The organism is Microcoleus sp. F4-D5 (genome assembly GCF_036704885.1).
Taxonomy (GTDB): domain Bacteria; phylum Cyanobacteriota; class Cyanobacteriia; order Cyanobacteriales; family Microcoleaceae; genus Microcoleus.
Window position 1 is genome coordinate 1 of sequence record NZ_JAUBSX010000041.1, and the last position, 19,626, is coordinate 19,626.

Genomic DNA, 19,626 nt, shown 5'->3' on the forward strand with positions numbered 1-19,626 from the left:
GTCATTGGTTTTCTCACAGGATGGTCTTGGATCTTACATTCTTTATCTCTAGCACATCTTTAGAAAAATGGTATAACAGTTTCAATATCTAACTTTTAATTCTTCATTGCCGTCGGTGCTTGAGTTATCAGGGTTTTGAATTAACCGCACTCAGAAGCCGAAATAAATCGCATTCAGCGGTGTGCTAATCTGCTGCCCTTATTCCCTAGGCAATTATGCTCAAAAAACTACCTTTATCCTGGTCTCGCTACATTCCAGCCGGGTTGACGCTCGCTTTGGGTATCGGACTGTCGGCCCTGGCATTTGCCTTGGTTTGGGACTGGGAAGACAAGCGCCGCGACTACGAAATGCACCGCCGCATTGACGATATTTCGATCGGCATCGAACGCCAGCTAAACTCCGACTTAGACGCAGTTCTCGCCCTCAGCGACTACATGAAAGCCTTCAGCGCCGTCGAGCGTTCCTCTTTTGCTAGGTTTGTCGCCCGTCCCCTATCCGTCCACCCCAGCCTGCAACTCCTGGCTTGGGCCCCGCGCGTCCCCAATTCCGAGCGGCGCAACTACGAAACCAAAGCTAGAACCGAAACAGATCCCAGCTTCGAGATTACAGAGCGCGGCCCGCGAGGAGAACTCCGCAAGGCCCTCCAGCGTTCGGAATACTTCCCGGCTTTCTACGTCGAACCACCAGCCGGAAACGAGACAGTATTAGGCTTTGACCTCGCCTCCCACCCAGAAATCCGCGCCGCGCTCGATCGAGGGCGCGATACAGGAGAAATGATTGTCACCAACTACATCGGCTTAACTCACGGCAATTCCCCGGAACTAGGTCTTTTGGGTATAGTTCCGATTTATGAAAACAGCAGTAAACCGACTACCCTGGAATCCCGTCGCCAATTGCTACAAGGATTTGTTCTGGGCGTATTTCGAGGCAAAGATATTTTCCAAACCTCTTTAAAAGGACGCAATACCGACTACCTCACTATTTATCTCGTTAGCGAGGCTCCAGACAAGCAAGAAGCACGGTCGCTGTTACCCCAAACGGGGAACCCGGTTCTCAAAAATCTCCCTGCTGACCGCCAAATTCAGCAATTTTCGGTGCAGTTCCAATCCGCCAGCCAACAAGTGTTTCCAGCATCAGCCACTGCTGACCTAGCCATGATGCAAAACTGCCCGATTCTTGACAATCCAGGCCCGAACTATACAGCTTGCAGAAGGCGGCTGAAAATTAGCGGCCGCCAGTGGTCTATGTACGTGTCGGCAACGCCGGAAATTCGACGGATTCGCAAGCACTGGCGCTCTTGGGGAACTCTGACGATGGGGATGCTGTGGACTCTGATTCCGGTGACATATATGCTGACAGCTTTGAGCCGCACCACCCAAATCGAAAAGCTAGCCCGAGAAAGAATTCGCCAAGCCGAACAGTTGCAGGCTGCTTACCTGCAGTTGGAACTCGAACAAGCTAAATCCGAGCAACTGCTGCTAAACGTTTTGCCGGCAGCGATCGCCCTGCGTTTGAAGGACAATGAACACAATATCGCCGAAAGTTTTGCGGAAGTAACTGTGATGTTTGCCGACATTGTGGGGTTTACAGAACTTTCGTCGAGAATTTCAGCGACTGCGGTGGTGGAACTGCTCAACGATATTTTTTCGGCTTTTGACCACTTGGCCGATCGCCACGGTTTGGAGAAAATTAAGACTATTGGTGATGCTTACATGGTTGTCGGCGGTTTGCCTACGCCCCGAGAAGATCACGCCGAGGCAGTCGCGAATATGGCGATCGATATGCTACACGAAATTCGGCTCCTGAGTTTAGAACATTCGGAACCTTTCAGCATTCGGATCGGGATTAGCAGCGGCCCTGTCGTTGCCGGCGTCATCGGCTTAAAAAAGTTTATTTACGACCTCTGGGGCGACACAGTAAATATTGCTTCGCGAATGGAATCCCACGGGATTACCGGCTGCATTCAAGTCACCGCCGAAACTTACGAAATATTAAAAGATAAATATACTTTTCAGAAGCGCGGCGCAATTCAAGTTAAGGGCAAGGGATACATGGTTACTTATTTGCTGACTGGCAAAAAGATTATTGACCAAAAGCATCCAGTATACAAGCCCCCGGATTCATCCGTCCAGAAATAAAAAACCTGTATCCGATGAAACTTGTCCCCCAAATTTATCCGTGGGGTCAGTCGATTTTAGATTTTAGATTTTAGATTTTAGATTTTAGATTTTAGATTTTAGATTTTAGATTTACTCCACAGATAAATCTGGGAGCTTGAACTAGGGTCTAAAATTTTTATCTTTCCACGACAGGAGTACGTGGCAGCGTATCCGTTTTTGGGCTGGGTCAATGCTTCAATTCTTTAATCTCAAATCTCAAATCTCTAATCTCTAATCGATTGACTCAGCCCAAAAAAGGATACAAGCCTCCGAATCCCCGATCGACTAAGACTTTCGATCGCCAAGCTAAGATATGATAAGCTCAAGGTATTCTATCACCCCTGCACCAAGTGAGGAAAAACCATGACGACGCTGCTAATTCAAACCCAAAGCGTCCCAATGACGGTCAATTTCCCTGCGATCCAATCGATGACTGTTGAACAGTTTTATGAATTCTGTCTAGTTAATCGCGATTTGAGAATTGAGCGTACAGCCAGTGGGGAAGTCATTATCATGTCACCAGCTTTTTCAGATACAGGGAACCGAAACGGTAAGATTTTTCAGCAACTTGCGAACTGGGCAGAAGAAGATGGCACAGGTGAAACGTTTGACTCCAGTGCAGGCTTTACCTTGCCGAATGGAGCAACCAGATCCCCCGATGCCTCATGGATTAAACTAGAGCGCTGGAATGCCTTAACTGAAGAACAAAAAGCCTCATTCGCACCGATTTCTCCGGACTTTGTGATTGAATTGCGGTCTGCTAGTGACACTCTTAAGGGATTGCAAAACAAGATGCAAGAATATATTGAGAACGGTGTATCGCTCGGCTTTTTGCTCGATCGCAAAAACAGAAAAGTCTACATCTACCGTCCCGATCGCGAAACTGAAATCTTAGATAATCCTGAAACAGTCAGCGCCGATCCAGAGTTACCGGGATTTGTCTTGCGGATGGCAAAAATCTGGTGATTTAGATCGTTACACCATACTCAAAGACATCAATTCATCGGTCATTTCAAAATTAGCCGTCACACTTTGCACGTCGTCCAAATCTTCCAGTGCATCCATTAACTTAAGGAGCGATCGAGCTTTTTCAGGAGTATCTATTTCCACTGTATTGCTGGGAATCCAGCGAGTTTCCGACTGCAAAACAGCAAAATTTTTTTGTTTCAAAACATCAGCCAGTTGTTCCAAATTAGCAACGCTTGTAAATACCTCTGCACCTTCAGTATCCTCATCAATTAATATCAAATCATAAGATTCAGCAGCCGCCTCTAGCGAGGCTTCAAACAATTGTTCCTCATCAATCGGGCCGCGTACCGTACAAACTCCTTTGTGGTCAAACATCCAGCCCACACAACCTGTTTCGCCCAGGTTGCCGCCATTTTTACTAAAAGCTTCTCGCAAGTCAGCCGCCGTGCGGTTGCGGTTGTCTGTCAGCGCTTCAATCAGAATAGCAACCCCGCCAACGCCGTAACCTTCGTAGCGAATAGCTTCTAAATCCGAACTTCCTCCCGCCAAGCCGGCACCTTTGGCGATCGCCCTTTCTATGTTTTCATTAGGAATACTCGCCGCCTTGGCTTTTTCTATAGCCGTCCGCAGTTGAAAATTGCCAGCGGGATCGGGAACTCCGCTGCGGGCCGCGACAATAATTTCGCGAGATATTCTCGCAAAAACCTTGCCTTTAACGGCATCAACTCTAGCTTTTTGGCGTTTAATATTCGCCCACTTACTGTGTCCTGCCATACCGATTTAAGATTTTCGATTTAAAATGTGCGATCGACATTAAACAATAACACCCAGATTCTGACAAATCAGATTAACATAGGGTACACCTCGGCGCACCTTACACACATAGCATAGAATGCGATTTTTCGCACGAATCTCAACTTTAATTAAACCGGATCGCGGTTTGAGAGTCAGTCAGGTGAGAAGTATCGCCATTAAGTGCGATCGACCATTCTCCCTCACCCCGCACCACTTTCACCAAACAGCACAAAGAAGCGTTAATTTCCGTTTCTGCACCGCCCGCTAGCCCGATCGCAGTTCCTAAAACCGACGCACGGTGACCTACTAATAACATATCTTCGGGAAACTCTGCCGCGAGGCGTTTAGCAGTTTCCCCCGCCCTTTTGAGACAAGCTTCCACGGTTTCGGGATAATTAGCAATACCGCCTTTGTATGAAGCATCAATCCTGGGAAAACGCCGGCACAAAGCTTCGACTGACTCTGTTTCCGGCATTTCTGTCATCCATTCCGGATTCAGCCATTCGCACAGTCCCCACTCAAGTTTAATTGACAAATCCAGAGCTTCTGCCGCGTGATTTGCTGTTTGGACAGTTCGCAGAAAAGGGGATGCGAAAATATGAGAAATTCCTGCACCTTTGAGGCGATTGGCGAGTTGTTTGGCTTGAATGTAACCGTCTTCGGAAAGGTGGGGATCGTAGCGGTGTTCTGCGGTGAGAAACCAGTCGGGGTTAACGAAGTCGATGCGGTTTCCGTGTCGTGCGATCCAGACTGTTTGCGGCATGAGTTGGTTTTAGTTTGGCTTCTTGATGTAATATTATATCAAAGATGCTGATTTGGGATATTTATGAAATTCGAGTGGGATGAAAACAAGGCTGCGGTAAATTTCTCGAAGCATAACATCTCATTTGAGAAAGCCAGAACGGTTTTTGACGATCGCCTCTACATCTATTTCTACGATCCGGATCGCTCTGATGAAGAAGATTGCTATATTATTGTTGGAGAGTCCCAGCTAGGTAATTTATTGATAGTGTCGTATACAGAAAGAGCCGATTTTATTTGTTTGATTAGCGCCCGAAAAGTAACACGAGTGGAGCGAGAAGTTTATCAAGAAGGATGAAACAGGGATGGACGATGAGCTTCGGTCCGAATATGATTTGAGGAAGTTGCGTGTAAGAAGGGTAGGATCTGGACGAAAGACCTTTGGTGGTTTAAATATTCGTTGATAACTGGCTGTTGCAGAGATGTTTACCGATTCTGAAGCAGTAAATGAAGCTCTGCGGTTTTTGATTAGAATTACTAAAGAAAACGTGGTATCTGAGAAATAAGTAGGTAGGCGCTGTAAAACACAATTATGTTAAAAATTGTCAAGTATCCCAATGCCCTAACCGTGGGTGAGTTAGCCCTGTTTACATATTGTTACATAGTTCGGTTTAATCCCGCTTACCAACTTAAATCATTATTATTGAGTTGTGTAATTAATTTTGTTTAGGTACTTAATACAACTATTAACAATTAATTATTACATACACAACTTATTTTAATGAAGGGTTGATTGGGGTAAATCAGGAAATTGAGGTGGGAACTTACCCTGCCACCAGAAATCCGGTTTTTCTCCATTGGTAAAAGCTCCAAATCTCATCTGAGATGTTTTAGAATTAGCAGTCAATGGGGTTGGGTTACTGACCGGAGATTTTAAGTAAAAATTCCCTTCTTCAGGATTAACAAATTGAGGTTCTTCTCTCACCGCAGCATTTCCATTCGTTCCATAGATATTCGCATAGTTATCAGGAAGCCATCCAGCATAAATCGGACTGGTGGTGTTATTTTCTCCAAAAATTAAGTTCTGGCTAATCTCAATATCTTTTTGACTAAAAATCTTTTCTATGTCAGAATTAGCCGCCAAATAGCGGTCGCTATAACCGATTTGAAATCCCCTATTTTTGCTAAAAATATTATTCTTGATTTCAACATTTTGAAGATGATCGGAAAATAAATATAACCCTCCAGTAATCCAAAAAAAGCTTTCTCCTGGGTTCGGTTTACCATAACCATTATGATGAACCGTATTATTATAAATTTTAATATTATGCCGTAACCCATCATTTCCCCATCGGGCAAAGAGAATTCCGGTTCCCCAGTTATCATAAATTAAGTTATGGTGAAATCGAATATTTTTTGCTTCTGAACCTCCTTCTACTGCTAAAGCAAATCCTGCCCCATTACAATCATGAACAACATTATTAAAGAACTCAATACCTTCTAAGACTCCAAACCAACTATCAACATATAATCCTTGTCGTGCCATGTGGTGAATATAGTTATGATGGACGGTTCCATATTTACTTTTTTCTTTAACATCAATCCCTTCTTTTTTCCCATCCTTAACTAAGTTATAAGCAACTTCAAAATTTTCAACCCCACCGATTGAAATTGCTTCATGGGGAGCTTCTGAAAAATCATTTAAAAAGTCAGCCATCTTCAGGTCGTTTGCATTAATAACCGTATTCCCCATTACTTTGTAGTGATCGCCCCACCAAACACCAATACCTGGAGAAAACGTATTTTCTGTTTTATTATTATAAAGGTTAATGAAATGGCTATTTCTAACTGTAAGTCCAGAATTATGAGAATTAATAACTTCTAAATTTTCGACTTGAATATAACTAACATTTTGTAACAAAAATGCACCTTGATCGTGAGGATAATGCGATTTTTTATCAGAGGGAGGCTCTACTTTAACTGCATCCGCATCAATAATAACCCGTTCTTTTGGATAGGCTCGATAAGTAATCCAAGCCTTTTCTGTCCCTGAATTTTTAGCTTGAATTTGTGCGGTTAGGCGATAAGTTCCAGCCCGAATATAAACTGTTTCACCCGCTTTTAATACCGACGCTGCGTGATTAATTGTTGACCAAGGATGCTTATGTGAACCGTTATTTGTATCTCTGCCATTTGGGGCAACATAAAAAACATGAGGATGGATTTGTGTTAAAGTTCCCAATGTGCACCACTCGCTACTAATCGCCAATAGAAATCCTGCTAATACTAACGTGATGAATTTATGAAAGGTTTTTCTAATCATGAACTTTTTTTAGGTAGCATTTAATCCTTACTGTTTAAAGATTAAAGCACTTTCGTAATTTTGTAAATCTAGTCAGTAGGTAGCCGCTGTAAAACACACTTATGTTAAGGATTATAAAATATCCTTAGCCCTAAGCGTGGCTAAGTTAGCCCTGTTTATATATTGTTACATAGCTCGGTTTAATCCCGCTTACCTACTTAAGCTCGCGAAATAAGCCCCCGGATCGATCCGTGGGGTCGCTTTCTTCAATTATCCAATCTAAAATCGGCAGCAAACTTTATACAGGACTTATGCACCACAACATTTCTGAGATCGAGATTTGGGAATTTGATTTGTTGCCAAGCTATTGATTTGATTTTTTAAACCGCAGATGCGCGCAGATAGACGCAGATGGATAGTAGATATGGCAAAGCGTGAAGAGTGCGATCGATCGCTTTGGCTTACATTAAACTTTTGACAGCCACTTATCTCAGGATAAATTTATTAATGAATCTAAAGGATGATATGGCCAAGTAAGTTATTTAAGGGAATAATAAAAATCGTTTACTCCAGGAACTACTTTCTTTCTGTTTCAGCTATATATTCTTCTATATATCTCAATTCTTCATATATTACTAGCTGGGAGTTAGTTGTTTTCTTATAGACTTGCCAAACATTATGAATACAACTTTCGCTTAGTTTTTGATAAATATTACGTCTTTTATATTGATCGTACCATTTGTATAAATCGGGATTTAAAATATCTAGCATTTTTTGATTGCGATATAATATAGATTTTTTAGTCGATGCAATTTTTCGACCAACTCCAAGTGTAACATAACCATCAATCAATGCCTTGTCATTCCAATCTGTCCAGACTCTTGCTCTTGAAATAGTTTTACTTGTCAGACCTTTTAAAGGTAGCCATAAAAATAAAATGACATTTCCTTTACTGTCAGAACATAACTCTGCACAGAATTTACTGGTCTTAATGTTGCCATTTCCGTACTTAATACTGCCACTAGCCGTGATTTCTTCCATTCGTCGCTCGAAGATGAGAATTTTAGACCTGATTTTCAATATGTCTTTCTGTTTGTTCACTAATATCGCACTGGCTTAATAGTTTTATAAGTGCTTTAGGTGGACTCGGTATATTGTCCGTAATTTCTCTGGGTGATATGTAATTTCTAAGTGTGAAAGCAGTTAATTATCTATATCTTTCAGTTGTAAATTTAAATTGTCCTCAGCAACAAAGATCGCAAATTGCAAAAACTGAAAAAATCGCCCGTGATACTTCCTATCTGTAAAATTATCTCTGTGAAATTTGGGCGCAATTGCTATTAAGCGAACGGGCTTAGCGTAATCCACGCGATCGCCAAAAGGTTTGTGTTCCAATAAAGCATCGTAATAACGGGTTAACTGCTGAACGACATATCTATCTTCGCCGTTTTTCAACTCCAGCACAACTAAGCGTTTATTCTCGTCCACCGCTATAATATCGCATCTTGGCTCGTTGACAGTGAATTGGCGCTTGATGACCGTCAAACCGAGCAAACGCAAGCAAGTGAACTTCGACAAAATCCTCTAACGCTTCTTCACTTGCAAATTCCCACCCCGACCCTGTTTTCCTCAATGCGGCGCTGCTTAGCATTTTGACAATTCTTAAAGTCTTTAACCAATTTTACCAATAATGTCAGCAGCCCGCCGGGGGTTTAAATAAACCTCGCTCGCCCTGACAGTTTCCCAGCCATCCCGCTACAAAATCGCCTTTAAGTGGGAGCGCTATAATAGTAACTATTCGACACTCCCATCTCTTGACAAATACTTAAAAATATGCTCATCAGTGAAAGCGATCGCGCTACCATTCGCTCAGTCGTAGAACAGCAACTGCAAGCATTTCAAAAAGACGATGCTGCGCTCGCTTTTTCCTTCGCCAGTCCCGGAATTCAGCAGCACTTTCGCACAGCCGAAAACTTTATGCACATGGTAAAAATTGCCTATGAAGCTGTCTACCGTCCGCGATCGGTATTATTTGAAAACCTCGCCACTGTAGAAGGAATTCCCGCTCAGCAGGTGCTGTTGCTGGACTCGGAAGGTATCCCAATTAGAGCCATTTATCTCATGGAAAAACAGTTGGATAATAGTTGGCGAATTAATGGCTGTTATTTGGTTTCCCTAACAGCCTAATAAGTTATGCTTACTTTGAGCCTGAGCTTTTTTTGCTAACTCGCAGCATCTTATTCCCGCCTTTTTGAAACTCATAAGGAGCCTCTTGAATTTCAACACTAAAACTTCTCTTTTTCAATTCTGTGACGGTCGGATTTAAGCGATCGGATTCCTCCCCGCTAAAACTCTGCAATAGGGGGAATACCCGGACTTCCTTCGCAACCCGACACATTTCTGTAATAGCTTCCAGATGAAAATCTTCGGAAAGCAGGTGAGAATAAGCAAATAAGAAATGGCTGCACAAAGCTAAATCGAATTGACCGTTATCGAAAGGCAAAACTGGCAGCTCAGCATTCAGGTAGCGGCCTTGCTGCAAGCCTGATGGAAAATCTTCTAAAAAGTCCTGCATCGCCTTCATTCTCACTTCGCATAGCTGGTAGGGCGATTCAAAATTATTCCACAGGTAGCCGTCTAAATTGGCTTTAACACCGTCAAGCACAGTTTGATATGTTTCTTGGATGCGATCGCCAATTTCCACCGCGCTAAACTGATAAACTGGATCGCAAGAAATTACCTTTTTACCTTGGCGAGTCATTTCGGCATTGAAACTCGCCGGGCCCCCCGCACAATCAAGAATTTCTAGCTTGAGGTCACTTGATGTCAAGCTAAACATTCCTATGTATTCATCCAAGCAGCGTCCCCAGGGAATTACTTTATCAAGCTTGAGTCCCACGTATTTTTTACTCGCAAATAAGAGCCGATAATTATGATTATATCCATTGAATCCTTCAATTTCCCAATCTAAAATCTAAAATCTAAAATCTAAAATCGGTCGATCGCACTATCGCACTATTTTTATGCTTCCACCTGTGGATTTTGCAGCGAAGCGAGGCTAGACTGGACAGCAGGGAAAATAAACTAAAATTAACTAGCTAAATTGTTCTCGTTCATTGGCAGGCTGCAACCAAGGGAGAAAGATGAAACATACCGTTCAAACCGCTACAAGTCTGAGTTTGTCAGCACTCCTGGTGCTATGGAGTTCGCTGCCCAGTATAGCTCAGTTGCCTGCCATCAGAAATCCTGCGCCCGCTAGGAACCCAAACCAACCGAGAGTACCGCCGCCGCCACCTCGGGGTTCGAGTTTGCCGCCGACCGGCAATTCTGCGCCGCTGACACCAGAAGCAGCTTATACTTTAGGATCTGGCGATCGCATTGCTTTAGATATCTTCGGCGTTCCTGAATTCAGCAAGGAATATCAAGTGTTAGTTGACGGGACGCTCAATTTGCCAATCATTGGCAGCGTCTCAATTCAAGGGTTGACGCTGCAACAAGCCGCTAACGTGATTACCCAGCGATACGAACCCTTCATCAATGTTCCCGTTGTTACCGTGACTGTGATCGTCGCTCGCCCCGTTAATATAGGCCTTGCCGGTGAAGTTACTCGCCCGGGTTCCTACAAGATTAATCCCACTAGAGAAGGAGGAGGAGTAAAATTCCCGACTTTGATGGAAATGCTGCAACTTGCCCAAGGGGTGACATCAGCAGGAGATATGCGAAATGTCCAAATTCGCCGTCCGGCCCGCAGAGGCGGGCCGGAGCAAGTTACTACGGTAGATTTGCAGAATTTTTTAGAGACGGGAAATTTGCGTCAAGATGTCACGATTCGAGATGGAGATACAATTTTTGTACCGACAGCAAGTGCCCTGAATACTCAAGAAGTTCGTCAAAGAGCCAGTGCTAATTTTTCCGCTGATATTACTAAACCAATTGGCGTGGTAATTGTCGGCGAGGTCAACAGGCCCGGGCCTTATACTATATCTGCTGCTGATTTGCGATCGACCAACCAACAAACAGAACTGAGTTTTGTCAGCATCGAGCAACAGCAAGGAGCAGTTGTCGGTTTACCAACGATAACTAGAGCGCTCAAAATTGCTGGCGGTATCACTACAGAAGCTGACATTCGCCGCGTGCAAATCCGCCGCCGAATCAGAGGTGGCAACGAACAAACTATCATGGTAAATCTGTGGGATTTGCTGCAAAAAGGCGACGCAACTCAAGATGTTTTGCTGCAAGAAGGAGATAGCGTGATTATCCCGACAGCAGCTACTGTAGACTTAGCTGAAGTTTCTCAAGTCGCCAACAGCAGTTTTTCTCCGAACGCGATTAGCATCAATATTGTAGGAGAAGTAATTAGGCCCGGGGCTGTGCAGGTGCGGCCTAGTACATCCCTGCACCAAGCTTTGCTGACCGCAGGCAGTTTCAATCAATTGCGGGCCAAAAAAGACAAGGTAGAACTATTGCGTTTGAACCCCAACGGTACTGTTTCTCGCCGCACTATCGAGGTGGATTTTGCTCAAGGGTTGAATCCTGACAATAACCCAACTCTCCGCAACAACGATGTGATTCTGGTAGCGCGATCGGGCTATACCAGGGTAGCAGACAATATCAACAGTTTCTTGCAGCCGATCGCAGGAATTGCAACTGGGATCGGCGCTGTTAGCGGCGTTCTTACTGGGTTTGATACAACGATCAGAACTTTTCAAAACTTATTTTTGGGAGGAGATTTCGACCGGCGAATTCAGCTCAGACAGCTTCGCGAACAACGTCAAGACAGACAAGAGCAACGTGAAGACAGACTGCTAGAAAGAGAGCTGCAACGTCAAGATAGATTGCAGCAAGCAGAAGACAGAAGACTGCAACTTGAAGACAGAAGACTGCAACTTGAAGACAGACAGCGGCAAATTGATCTTGAGAATCGGCAACTCGAGATCCAGGAGCAGCAACTTCAGCTCCAAAATCAGCAGCAGCAGCAAATGCAGCTACAGCAAATGCAGCCAACTACTCCTTAATATCTAGTCATGTAAAATCACCTTTATAATTTTGTAGTGAGGACTTCAGTCCTCCCTACAAAACAATTTGATTGCGCTAGTTAAGCTCAAACTACACGCATCAAGTCCCAGTCTACCGAATTTAAAGTAATAACTTAAACACAGATTATTTCGGAAATAATGTACGTTGTTAAAGAATAATTCAAAATATTTAACAAAAATTTCCTGTATATATCTAAACCTTTGGCATTGAGGTGAACGCCGTCAATTGTTAAATCTGCATTGAGAGCTTGTTCCTTAAACAATGCTTGTATGCCGCGAGATTCAACAGTCACATTTTCGGCGGCTGCTACTCGATCGATCAGAACATTGATTTCGTCAACTCTAGCAATTGTTCCTGCTAATTTAGGATTGTAGCTGGCGGCAAGAGTGGAGTAAAAAGCAGGGATCAGAATAATCTGTTTTGTTCCGAACGATCGCATCACGGCGATCGCCTGTTTCAAATTGCTGACAAACGCCTCGTCGCTAATGCCGTACATAGCATCATTTGTGCCGATCGCCAAAATCGCTTTTTCGCAGGTAAACCGCTGCGGTACTAACAGTTTAAGCTGTTCTAGCAGCGAAACTGAACTCATTCCGCCGATCGCAAAATTAAAATTTTCTTCACCTAAAGAATCGCCGAGGGCCGAAGAAATAGAATCGCCCCAAACGCACCCTTGATATTGCTTGTCTTTAATTTGTTGTACCTGATTGTATACAGAAACTTGCCACCACAGCGCAGAACTAACTGTATCTCCCGCAGGTTGCGAGTTAGCTAACACCCGAAACGGGATGTACACGCATAATAACAAAGCCAACACGAAGGAAATCAACCTAAATTTAGCGTTCATAAAACTCAAAAGGAGACATTTTGTATAAGCTGAGAAAACAGTTAGGCCAGCTAGATTGGATGAAATACCCTAGAAATTATGTTTATCAAACAAATATCTTTGAATGCAGATAAACTAATCGATTTCCAGCCGTGAAAAAAAGCCAACGGCGATGATTTTTCACTTTGGGATTATCTTTTTGGAGCTGCTAACATTGAAATCGATCTAGCTTTCACAAAACTATTTTGGTCAGATTTTGTCGAACATGAAGGCGGTGTCTTTTTGTCCGAAGCCTTTAACAGTCAAATATACGAACAGTGGAAAATCAAACTGGGGAATGATGTCGCTGCAATTGAGCAGGTGATGAACCACCAGCACATTGATGACATTCTCCCCGGTGCCCAAAACGCTAGCACTGACAATTTATTGTATTTGGGACAAGCACTAGCTCAGATGTGGGAAAGTCGCCTAAAATTAGTATATCCTCAGCGAGGTTTTCAAGTTAAATGCGATCGGGACGGATACACTGTTGTAGTGACGTTTTTTCAGGAAAATTAATCAACCTTTCACCCCCAACAATTCCGGTTTCAAAACCTGATTTAATTTGCCGCTGCGAAACCCCTCCAAATCCAAAGTCGCGTACACAAAACCAAACTCCTGAAACACCGCCACCAATGCAGGCAAATCCGTATTTACCACAAACTCCTGAATCTCTTCTGCAGGTAACTCAATTCGCGCAGTATCTCCATCCGATCGCACTCGCAAATTTTTCAGTCCCAACTGCCGCAAATACCGTTCGGCGCGCCCCACTCTTTGCAACTTTCCAACGGTGATTTCTTCGCCGTAAGGAAAGCGCGAACTCAGACAAGGTTGAGCCGGTTTGTCCCACCAAGGTAAACCCAATTCTTTTGCCAATTGCCGCACTTCCAATTTACTCATGCCTACTTCTGCTAAGGGCGATCGCGCGCCGCGTTCCTTTGCCGCCTGAATCCCCGGACGGTAATCCTTTAAATCGTCAGCATTCACCCCATCCACCACATAAGGATAACCCTTTGCTAGTGCTAGGGGTTTCAAAGTATCGTGCAGTTCGCTTTTGCAGAAATAGCAGCGGTTAACCGGGTTAGAAGTGTAATTGGGATTTGCCATTTCCTGAGTTTCTACTTCCTCGTGGGCAATCCCAATTTCTGCTGCTTGAATCCGCGCATCTTCTAAATCTTCGGGCAGTAGAGACGGGGAAACTGCCGTCACTGCCAAAGCGCGATCGCCCAACACGTCAAAAGCGATTTTTGCCACCAAAGTGCTGTCAATTCCGCCGGAATAGGCAATCAACGCCCGTTCCATCTGTGCGAAAATATCTTTTAATTGTGCGAGTTTTTCCACTGACATAATTTCCACTTTTATTACTGCGAAGCTATCACAATCTAATTTACAGGGTGATTTCTCTTCAACATCTTGTGGGGCAGGCATAAAAACCCGCCCAAAGGTACTATTTAAATGTAAAACAGCTTATTCGGGATCGATACCGAGGGCTGCCAATCTAGCTAAAAGCTCTTGATTGCGCTGTCTTTCCTGTTCCAGCAGCGTCTCGGCGGACTCTTTATCTTGCTGTTGGCGATCGGCGCGCTGTCGTTCATTTTCAGCCCGTTCTTCCGGCCACAACAACAACTCACCGGCTGCATTCCACCAGCGCAGCCAATATCCCGTTCTACCTTCGCGAGTTCCCTGCCACACTCCCAAAAATAGATTTAATCCAGGTATTAAATAACGGTCATTTTCATCAGGATTTTGATTGTCGTAACGGTCTGATTCTAGCGCATAAACTTCTATTCTGCCTGTATGCGGTCGAAAAATAATATAGCGAGGGACTTTGATTACTTGTTCGTAAAAAAACCACTTGCCGATTTCTTCTGTGTGTTCGACAGAGTATTCATCGCCATAAGTAGCTGATAGAAATTCCATCACTACAAAAGGGACTGTTCCTTCGGTATGAGGCGTGTAACAGCGGCGGGGATAGTTGTGAGGCCAAGGTTGAACCGGCTGCACGTACATCCAGTCTGGGGCTGTGCAAATAGTGCGATCGTCCACAGCAGCGCACAAAGCAAAATTAGAAACTATCAGTGCGTCTTGCATTAGTTCCGGGGAATCCACTACCGACTGGCGCAAACCGTTAGCGATTAAGGGATTTTCTATATTTTCCACAGGGTCATCTGGTAGGATAAAATCATCGGGAAGCAGCGGCCAGGTAATTTTTAGCTGCGATATAGGTTTGTGAATTGCAGCAGTCATAAGTCACCTCATTATTACCAATAAAAATTTGAATTTTAGTCAAGATTTCTCAGAGATCGCCTCCTTGATATTTTAACGCGATCGTTTGATATACTCAAACTTTTGAAAGTAGCGAAGGCGCGCTTTAAAATTCCCTACGGGAAAATATGGCGATCGCAATTGACAGCAGCAGCACCACATACAGCAAACCGTAGCCAGCATCTGTAATCAAACCTGCCAAGTAAGGAACTTGTCCGTAAACAGCATCGTTTCTCAAATTGAATCTGGCTAAATCCGGCAAAACCAGATAAAGTCCCATCATCAATTGTTCAATTCCAGGATTTTTAGTTAACTTGCCCAAAGCCACTAAATCCCGCGTCGAATGTCCCATCAAATAAACGCCAAATGTCAGTAAAGTTGCCAGCAGCGAACTGCTGAACACGCCAAATAAAATCCCGACACCAGCCATGAGACACAGCTCAAACCAGACAAACAACGAAGCGATTAAAATGCTTTCCAAAGGGAAAGGAATGCGACTCAAACTCAGAATACCCAGATAGATAACAGTCATTGCCGCTACAAGCACCGCCAGCACCGCCGACAGCCCTAAGTGCTTGCCCGCAATTAACTCAGCCCGACTTATCGGCTTGGCAACTAACAGGTAAACAGTCCGCTTTTCAATTTCTTTGTTGACCAATCCGGTAGCCACAAAGACTGTGGCAATTAGACCGAGAATGGTCATAGCAGCCAAACCGACATCTAAGATAATTTTCTTCTCGGTTGTCGCCGCCAATTCCGGGATCAACCGTACCGATGCTCCCATCAACAGAGCAAAAATAATAATTAAGTAAAGGATGCGATCGCGAATTACTTCCCAAAATACATTGGTCGCAACTGTCAAGATTCTTCTTAAATTCATCTAGTTATTAACCCGCTGGAAACTTTCACCATACTTTAATATAAGGAAAAAAGAAGTTCGGCAACGAAGCAGTGTCATGGATTTAACGGATTTAACTGAGGGGATGTTGACTAAAGAAATCCAAGATTCGAGGAAAGATTCTCCCCCATCTCCCCATCTCCCCATCTCCCCATCTCCCCATCTCCCACTCTCGGGCTCGGACACTCTTCCCATCTCCCCCTCTTCCCCTTTCTTCTGGGACACTCTCGTAACTGCCTGAGACAGGCTCAAACTTGACTGTCCCCCGCAGTTCCATCTTTTTTCAGTCCGGGTTGAGAGCGTTTGATCGCATCGCAGTTTACAGTAGCCCTATTACCTATATCGAACACCTCGCAAGATTTGGTAAACGAATATATTTGGGGTCTAAAAACCAGCCCCAGCCAAGTTGCCTGCATATCTAACTGATAGCGGGAATCTCCTTGGACGATCGAAGTTTTGACATCCCAGCTCGCATCTTCTGGGACTAGCCCAATTGTTTTTAAGGCTTGATTCCGCAGAAAAAATCGCTCGTTGTCAATATCTATTAACATTTGTTCTACCTGCGCCCACGGTTTTGTGCGGGCTTCATTTTGCAGGTATCGCTCCATTGCATTCAGGATGACAACACCTCGGGAGCGATTAATAGTTGGCTGTTGAAATGTCACCACATAATCGCTTTGCCTCAAATCCTGCGATAAAACGCTCGGATACTGCTGTATCCAACCTTGAATTAAAAAGTGAAATGCAAACCAACAGGAAAACAGCAGGTGAACTAGAGTAATCATCAAAAACTGAGGGCGCACCAAAGACCTGATACCTTCCCGTTTTGACTCGCTCTTCCAAATCTCTATTATCGCAAGAATTACTACTGCTATAAGCGGGCCGGATATCCATGCTATTTCCTTCCTGTCTGACGGCAATCTTAGCAGCAACCACAAGCCAATTAAGATGCTTGTCACCCACGGACTCAGACTTACTCCTTTAATAACAAAAGGTTGCTGGCTGGTCAGCAAACCCATTGAAAGTGTAAAAAATAACCAGCTCATATCAAACATCAGAGTTCTCGTCCGCCAGTCAGTGACTGCCGCCACCGACAGCAAAGCTAAAAAGATGCTGAGCAGTAAAGGCGTCTTCCAGTGGACAACTTTAGGCGGAATCATCGCCTTTTGGATTTTTTTATTGGCTTCCCAAAGGTTGTTCGTAAGCTTAGTGAGTTGCTGAGTGACATCCAACAATTGCTTCATCATAAATTTCAATTAATTATTGACGCTTTGCAAAAACAACACGGTTAAAATAACGAAATTGCTAACAGTGTGGGCGATTAAAATTCCTCCAAACTGGGTAGTTACTTGAAAAGTTTTTTTGGGAAGACGGCGGCTGAGGGTGGGCGGCCCTATAAACTGAGGCTTGGAAGCTTTTTTATTGCCGGAAACTATGTTTTCTATAATTTCTAATCCCTGCCATTTAGCTAAAAAAGTTACTGCTAATACTGAAACGGCTATCAGAGTTATTGCCGGGTAAATATCCTGCGATCCCCCTAATAAGATGTAACCGATCAGCCGTTCCCGCAAATCTTTTGAAATAACGCTTTCAATGCCAAAGAAAACTAACCAGCCTACGCAAGTACAAGAGAGATTGAGGATAGCTGTATATTCAACGCTGGTTTTGGGTTCGAGTTTAAGTAGTTTTTGCAGAAACCACGCTTCGATCGCGATCGCCAAAAACATAATTAAAATTTGCACCAAAACAGTCCGAAATGGGAAAACATTGGCAATCATAGGATTCAGGTATATCAGCCTGTGTTAGATTTTAATTGTACATCACAAGCGCAATAATCTTAACCGCAGGTTTTAGCCCTTGATTGCGTTCGCTCGTCGCTAGTAAAATAGGGGGTAGAGACTGTATCCTATAATTTTTTGAGATCGGGCAACAGAATGGAAAAATTAAACATTCAATTCGCGCGATCGAATACCCACCCCGAGACAGACTCAATAACTGCTGATTATGGTAAGGAATGGCATTGGTATTCGGACCGCCTCATCCCGCTCGGAACGCGCCGCGGGTCAGATTCACGTCTACGACGGCGCTGGGAAAGGCAAGTCTCAGGCAGCTTTGGGAGTAGTGTTGCGCTCGATCGGGCTGGGTATCAATTCGGCCTCGCCCACGCGAGTCTTGTTGCTGCGCTTTCTCAAAGGCCCCGGCCGCTCCTACGACGAAGACGGGGCAATAGAAGCCTTGCAACAGGCATTTCCCCACTTGATCGACCAAGTGCGGACTGGCAGAGCCGAATATTTTGGGGCCGAAGCAATCACCCGCTTCGATCGCGCAGAAGCTCAGCGAGGCTGGGATATCGCCAAAGGAGCGATCGCCAGCGATCTCTATTCCGTCGTGGTACTAGACGAACTAAACCCCGTATTGGACTTGGGTTTGCTGCCAGTTGAGGAAGTAGTCCAAACCCTCAAAAACAAACCAGAATCTTTAGAAGTAATCGCCACAGGCCGAGCGGCCCCGTCCGCTTTGCTGGATATTGCCGACTTGCACTCAGAAATGAAGCCCCACTATCACCCCGCAGCGGCCGATCATCATATTGCGGGTATCGAAATATACACTGGAGCGGGCAAAGGCAAGTCTACGAGCGCTTTGGGCAAAGCTTTGCAGGCAATAGGTAGGGGTATCAGTCAAGACCAATCTCACCGCGTGTTAATCGTGCAGTGGCTCAAAGGCGGCAGCGGTTATACAGAAGATGCGGCGATAGCAGCATTGCGGCAAAGCTACCCGCAGCTAGTAGACCACCAGCGGTGCGGCCGGGATGCTATAGTTTGGCGGGGGCAACAGCAAGAGTTAGACTGCATCGAAGCAGAACGCGGCTGGGAAATCGCCAAATGCGCGATCGCCAGCGGCTGGTACAAAACGATTATTCTCGACGAACTCAATCCCACAGTAGACTTAGAACTGCTTCCGGTAGAGCCGATCGTCGAAGCGCTCCTGCGCAAGCCCCGCGATACAGAAATCATTATCACCGGGCGCTGCCACAAACCCCACGCTTACTTTGACTTGGCAAGCGTACACTCCGAGGTATACTGTCACAAACACTACGGCGATCGGGGCGTAGAACTAAAGCGGGGCGTAGACTTTTAGCTGCCCCAGCAGTTGGCGAGTTCGATCGTACCAGTTATTTAAAGACGGCCTGCCTGGGAAACCGGAAATTGCCACACAGCCTTGTAACCAAGTAACCAATCTCCCAATTTTCCTTGTCTTCCCGATCTCCCCGATCTGCCTTTTTTAATCTTTAATTTCCGCCCCCGGACGCGATCCCCGACCGCCAATCCCGAGTGGAACATTAAGAATATGAGCCGCGTCTTCTTGAGCGTGAGCACCTGAGACTGTGTAAAAGGAATATTAAAGGGTGAAGACATTGAAAATAAAAGCTTACAAGCAAAAAGTCCGCGATGGAGAAAGTCTAGACAGGGTTAACGCCAGTAGGCTAGACTTGCGGCTGGCAAACAGGTTAAACTACAGCGGCATCCAAACATTCGGTGTTCTAGGCAGTGTCTGTAGTCGCACAAGCGATGACCAACAAGAAGTAGAGGAGTGA

General features: G+C 44.6%; 20 protein-coding genes. 8 read left to right on the top strand and 12 right to left on the bottom strand.

The annotated features are described in order from the left end of the window. Positions 1-215 precede the first annotated feature (215 nt). Both QUA80_RS19190 and QUA80_RS19195 read left to right on the top strand, forming a co-directional pair. A complete protein-coding gene (locus QUA80_RS19190; protein ID WP_333426698.1) occupies positions 216-2,138 on the top strand; it encodes an adenylate/guanylate cyclase domain-containing protein in 1,923 nt (640 codons plus the stop codon). Positions 2,139-2,522: 384 nt separating this feature from the next. After that, the gene (locus QUA80_RS19195) at positions 2,523-3,125 is read left to right on the top strand and encodes a Uma2 family endonuclease (protein WP_333426699.1); all 603 of its coding nucleotides are present in this window, start codon (positions 2,523-2,525) and stop codon (positions 3,123-3,125) included. 9 nt (positions 3,126-3,134) lie between these two features. Here the strand turns inward: QUA80_RS19195 and QUA80_RS19200 are convergent, their stop codons facing one another. Then, the gene (locus QUA80_RS19200; protein WP_333426700.1) at positions 3,135-3,902 is read right to left on the bottom strand and encodes a YebC/PmpR family DNA-binding transcriptional regulator; all 768 of its coding nucleotides are present in this window, start codon (positions 3,900-3,902) and stop codon (positions 3,135-3,137) included. Between the two features lie 145 nt (positions 3,903-4,047). Then, positions 4,048-4,686 carry a histidine phosphatase family protein gene (locus tag QUA80_RS19205; protein ID WP_333426701.1) on the bottom strand — a complete coding sequence of 213 codons (639 nt, stop codon included), beginning with the start codon at positions 4,684-4,686 and terminating at the stop codon, positions 4,048-4,050. 63 nt (positions 4,687-4,749) lie between these two features. Between QUA80_RS19205 and QUA80_RS19210 the strand changes: the two genes are divergently transcribed. Continuing rightward, positions 4,750-5,022 carry a BrnT family toxin gene (locus tag QUA80_RS19210; RefSeq protein WP_333426702.1) on the top strand — a complete coding sequence of 91 codons (273 nt, stop codon included), beginning with the start codon at positions 4,750-4,752 and terminating at the stop codon, positions 5,020-5,022. A gap of 420 nt (positions 5,023-5,442) precedes the next feature. On the opposite strand, the gene QUA80_RS19215 is transcribed toward QUA80_RS19210, so the two are convergent. The 3 genes from QUA80_RS19215 to QUA80_RS19225 form a co-directional block, all read right to left on the bottom strand. Next, positions 5,443-6,987 carry a right-handed parallel beta-helix repeat-containing protein gene (locus tag QUA80_RS19215; RefSeq protein WP_333426703.1) on the bottom strand — a complete coding sequence of 515 codons (1,545 nt, stop codon included), beginning with the start codon at positions 6,985-6,987 and terminating at the stop codon, positions 5,443-5,445. 555 nt (positions 6,988-7,542) lie between these two features. Beyond that, the gene (locus QUA80_RS19220; RefSeq protein WP_333426704.1) at positions 7,543-8,007 is read right to left on the bottom strand and encodes a hypothetical protein; all 465 of its coding nucleotides are present in this window, start codon (positions 8,005-8,007) and stop codon (positions 7,543-7,545) included. A 162-nt stretch (positions 8,008-8,169) separates the two neighbouring features. Beyond that, positions 8,170-8,544 carry an endonuclease NucS domain-containing protein gene (locus QUA80_RS19225; protein ID WP_333426705.1) on the bottom strand — a complete coding sequence of 125 codons (375 nt, stop codon included), beginning with the start codon at positions 8,542-8,544 and terminating at the stop codon, positions 8,170-8,172. A 255-nt stretch (positions 8,545-8,799) separates the two neighbouring features. Between QUA80_RS19225 and QUA80_RS19230 the strand changes: the two genes are divergently transcribed. Next, positions 8,800-9,153, top strand: a complete 354-nt coding sequence (locus tag QUA80_RS19230; RefSeq protein WP_333426706.1) for a DUF4864 domain-containing protein — start codon at positions 8,800-8,802, stop codon at positions 9,151-9,153. Between the two features lie 10 nt (positions 9,154-9,163). On the opposite strand, the gene QUA80_RS19235 is transcribed toward QUA80_RS19230, so the two are convergent. Beyond that, the gene (locus tag QUA80_RS19235) at positions 9,164-9,865 is read right to left on the bottom strand and encodes a class I SAM-dependent methyltransferase (RefSeq protein ID WP_333426707.1); all 702 of its coding nucleotides are present in this window, start codon (positions 9,863-9,865) and stop codon (positions 9,164-9,166) included. A gap of 244 nt (positions 9,866-10,109) precedes the next feature. Here QUA80_RS19235 and QUA80_RS19240 point away from each other — a divergent pair, with 244 nt between their 5' ends. Next, positions 10,110-11,981, top strand: coding sequence for a polysaccharide biosynthesis/export family protein (locus QUA80_RS19240; RefSeq protein WP_333426708.1), 1,872 nt, complete (start codon positions 10,110-10,112; stop codon positions 11,979-11,981). Between the two features lie 134 nt (positions 11,982-12,115). Here QUA80_RS19240 and QUA80_RS19245 read toward each other — a convergent pair whose 3' ends face one another. Next, complete coding sequence (locus QUA80_RS19245) at positions 12,116-12,850, bottom strand: SGNH/GDSL hydrolase family protein (RefSeq protein ID WP_333426709.1); 735 nt, start codon at positions 12,848-12,850, stop codon at positions 12,116-12,118. A 261-nt stretch (positions 12,851-13,111) separates the two neighbouring features. Here QUA80_RS19245 and QUA80_RS19250 point away from each other — a divergent pair, with 261 nt between their 5' ends. Beyond that, the gene (locus QUA80_RS19250; protein ID WP_333426710.1) at positions 13,112-13,387 is read left to right on the top strand and encodes a hypothetical protein; all 276 of its coding nucleotides are present in this window, start codon (positions 13,112-13,114) and stop codon (positions 13,385-13,387) included. Here the strand turns inward: QUA80_RS19250 and larE are convergent, their stop codons facing one another. The 5 genes from larE to fraC all read right to left on the bottom strand — a co-directional run bounded on the left by larE (position 13,388) and on the right by fraC (position 17,809). Beyond that, positions 13,388-14,215: an ATP-dependent sacrificial sulfur transferase LarE gene (gene larE / locus QUA80_RS19255; RefSeq protein ID WP_333426711.1), complete on the bottom strand. Its 828-nt coding sequence runs from the start codon at positions 14,213-14,215 to the stop codon at positions 13,388-13,390. A gap of 120 nt (positions 14,216-14,335) precedes the next feature. Then, positions 14,336-15,115, bottom strand: a complete 780-nt coding sequence (locus tag QUA80_RS19260) for a Uma2 family endonuclease (protein WP_333426712.1) — start codon at positions 15,113-15,115, stop codon at positions 14,336-14,338. 124 nt (positions 15,116-15,239) lie between these two features. Beyond that, positions 15,240-16,013 (bottom strand): ABC transporter permease, encoded by a 774-nt coding sequence (locus QUA80_RS19265; RefSeq protein WP_333426713.1) that lies wholly within the window; start codon positions 16,011-16,013, stop codon positions 15,240-15,242. A gap of 266 nt (positions 16,014-16,279) precedes the next feature. Beyond that, positions 16,280-17,278 (bottom strand): DUF5357 family protein, encoded by a 999-nt coding sequence (locus QUA80_RS19270; protein ID WP_333426714.1) that lies wholly within the window; start codon positions 17,276-17,278, stop codon positions 16,280-16,282. A gap of 9 nt (positions 17,279-17,287) precedes the next feature. Beyond that, positions 17,288-17,809, bottom strand: coding sequence for a filament integrity protein FraC (fraC, locus tag QUA80_RS19275; RefSeq protein ID WP_333426715.1), 522 nt, complete (start codon positions 17,807-17,809; stop codon positions 17,288-17,290). 226 nt (positions 17,810-18,035) lie between these two features. On the opposite strand from fraC, the gene QUA80_RS19280 reads away from it, so the two are divergent. Both QUA80_RS19280 and QUA80_RS19285 read left to right on the top strand, forming a co-directional pair. Next, positions 18,036-19,169 (top strand): cob(I)yrinic acid a,c-diamide adenosyltransferase, encoded by a 1,134-nt coding sequence (locus tag QUA80_RS19280; protein WP_333426716.1) that lies wholly within the window; start codon positions 18,036-18,038, stop codon positions 19,167-19,169. A gap of 268 nt (positions 19,170-19,437) precedes the next feature. Beyond that, complete coding sequence (locus tag QUA80_RS19285) at positions 19,438-19,626, top strand: hypothetical protein (RefSeq protein ID WP_333238797.1); 189 nt, start codon at positions 19,438-19,440, stop codon at positions 19,624-19,626.

Excerpts from the sequence above, each read along its gene's own strand:
- QUA80_RS19230 (WP_333426706.1), top strand. The coding sequence starts at position 8,800 with ATGCTCATCAGTGAAAGCGATCGCGCTACCATTCGCTCAGTCGTAGAA.
- QUA80_RS19265 (WP_333426713.1), bottom strand. The coding sequence starts at position 16,013 with ATGAATTTAAGAAGAATCTTGACAGTTGCGACCAATGTATTTTGGGAA.
- QUA80_RS19270 (WP_333426714.1), bottom strand. The coding sequence starts at position 17,278 with ATGATGAAGCAATTGTTGGATGTCACTCAGCAACTCACTAAGCTTACG.
- QUA80_RS19260 (WP_333426712.1), bottom strand. The coding sequence starts at position 15,115 with ATGACTGCTGCAATTCACAAACCTATATCGCAGCTAAAAATTACCTGG.
- QUA80_RS19190 (WP_333426698.1), top strand. The coding sequence starts at position 216 with ATGCTCAAAAAACTACCTTTATCCTGGTCTCGCTACATTCCAGCCGGG.
- QUA80_RS19240 (WP_333426708.1), top strand. The coding sequence starts at position 10,110 with ATGAAACATACCGTTCAAACCGCTACAAGTCTGAGTTTGTCAGCACTC.
- QUA80_RS19245 (WP_333426709.1), bottom strand. The coding sequence starts at position 12,850 with ATGAACGCTAAATTTAGGTTGATTTCCTTCGTGTTGGCTTTGTTATTA.
- QUA80_RS19280 (WP_333426716.1), top strand. The coding sequence starts at position 18,036 with ATGGTAAGGAATGGCATTGGTATTCGGACCGCCTCATCCCGCTCGGAA.
- QUA80_RS19195 (WP_333426699.1), top strand. The coding sequence starts at position 2,523 with ATGACGACGCTGCTAATTCAAACCCAAAGCGTCCCAATGACGGTCAAT.
- QUA80_RS19210 (WP_333426702.1), top strand. The coding sequence starts at position 4,750 with ATGAAATTCGAGTGGGATGAAAACAAGGCTGCGGTAAATTTCTCGAAG.
- QUA80_RS19220 (WP_333426704.1), bottom strand. The coding sequence starts at position 8,007 with ATGGAAGAAATCACGGCTAGTGGCAGTATTAAGTACGGAAATGGCAAC.
- QUA80_RS19205 (WP_333426701.1), bottom strand. The coding sequence starts at position 4,686 with ATGCCGCAAACAGTCTGGATCGCACGACACGGAAACCGCATCGACTTC.
- QUA80_RS19200 (WP_333426700.1), bottom strand. The coding sequence starts at position 3,902 with ATGGCAGGACACAGTAAGTGGGCGAATATTAAACGCCAAAAAGCTAGA.
- larE (WP_333426711.1), bottom strand. The coding sequence starts at position 14,215 with ATGTCAGTGGAAAAACTCGCACAATTAAAAGATATTTTCGCACAGATG.
- QUA80_RS19215 (WP_333426703.1), bottom strand. The coding sequence starts at position 6,987 with ATGATTAGAAAAACCTTTCATAAATTCATCACGTTAGTATTAGCAGGA.
- fraC (WP_333426715.1), bottom strand. The coding sequence starts at position 17,809 with ATGATTGCCAATGTTTTCCCATTTCGGACTGTTTTGGTGCAAATTTTA.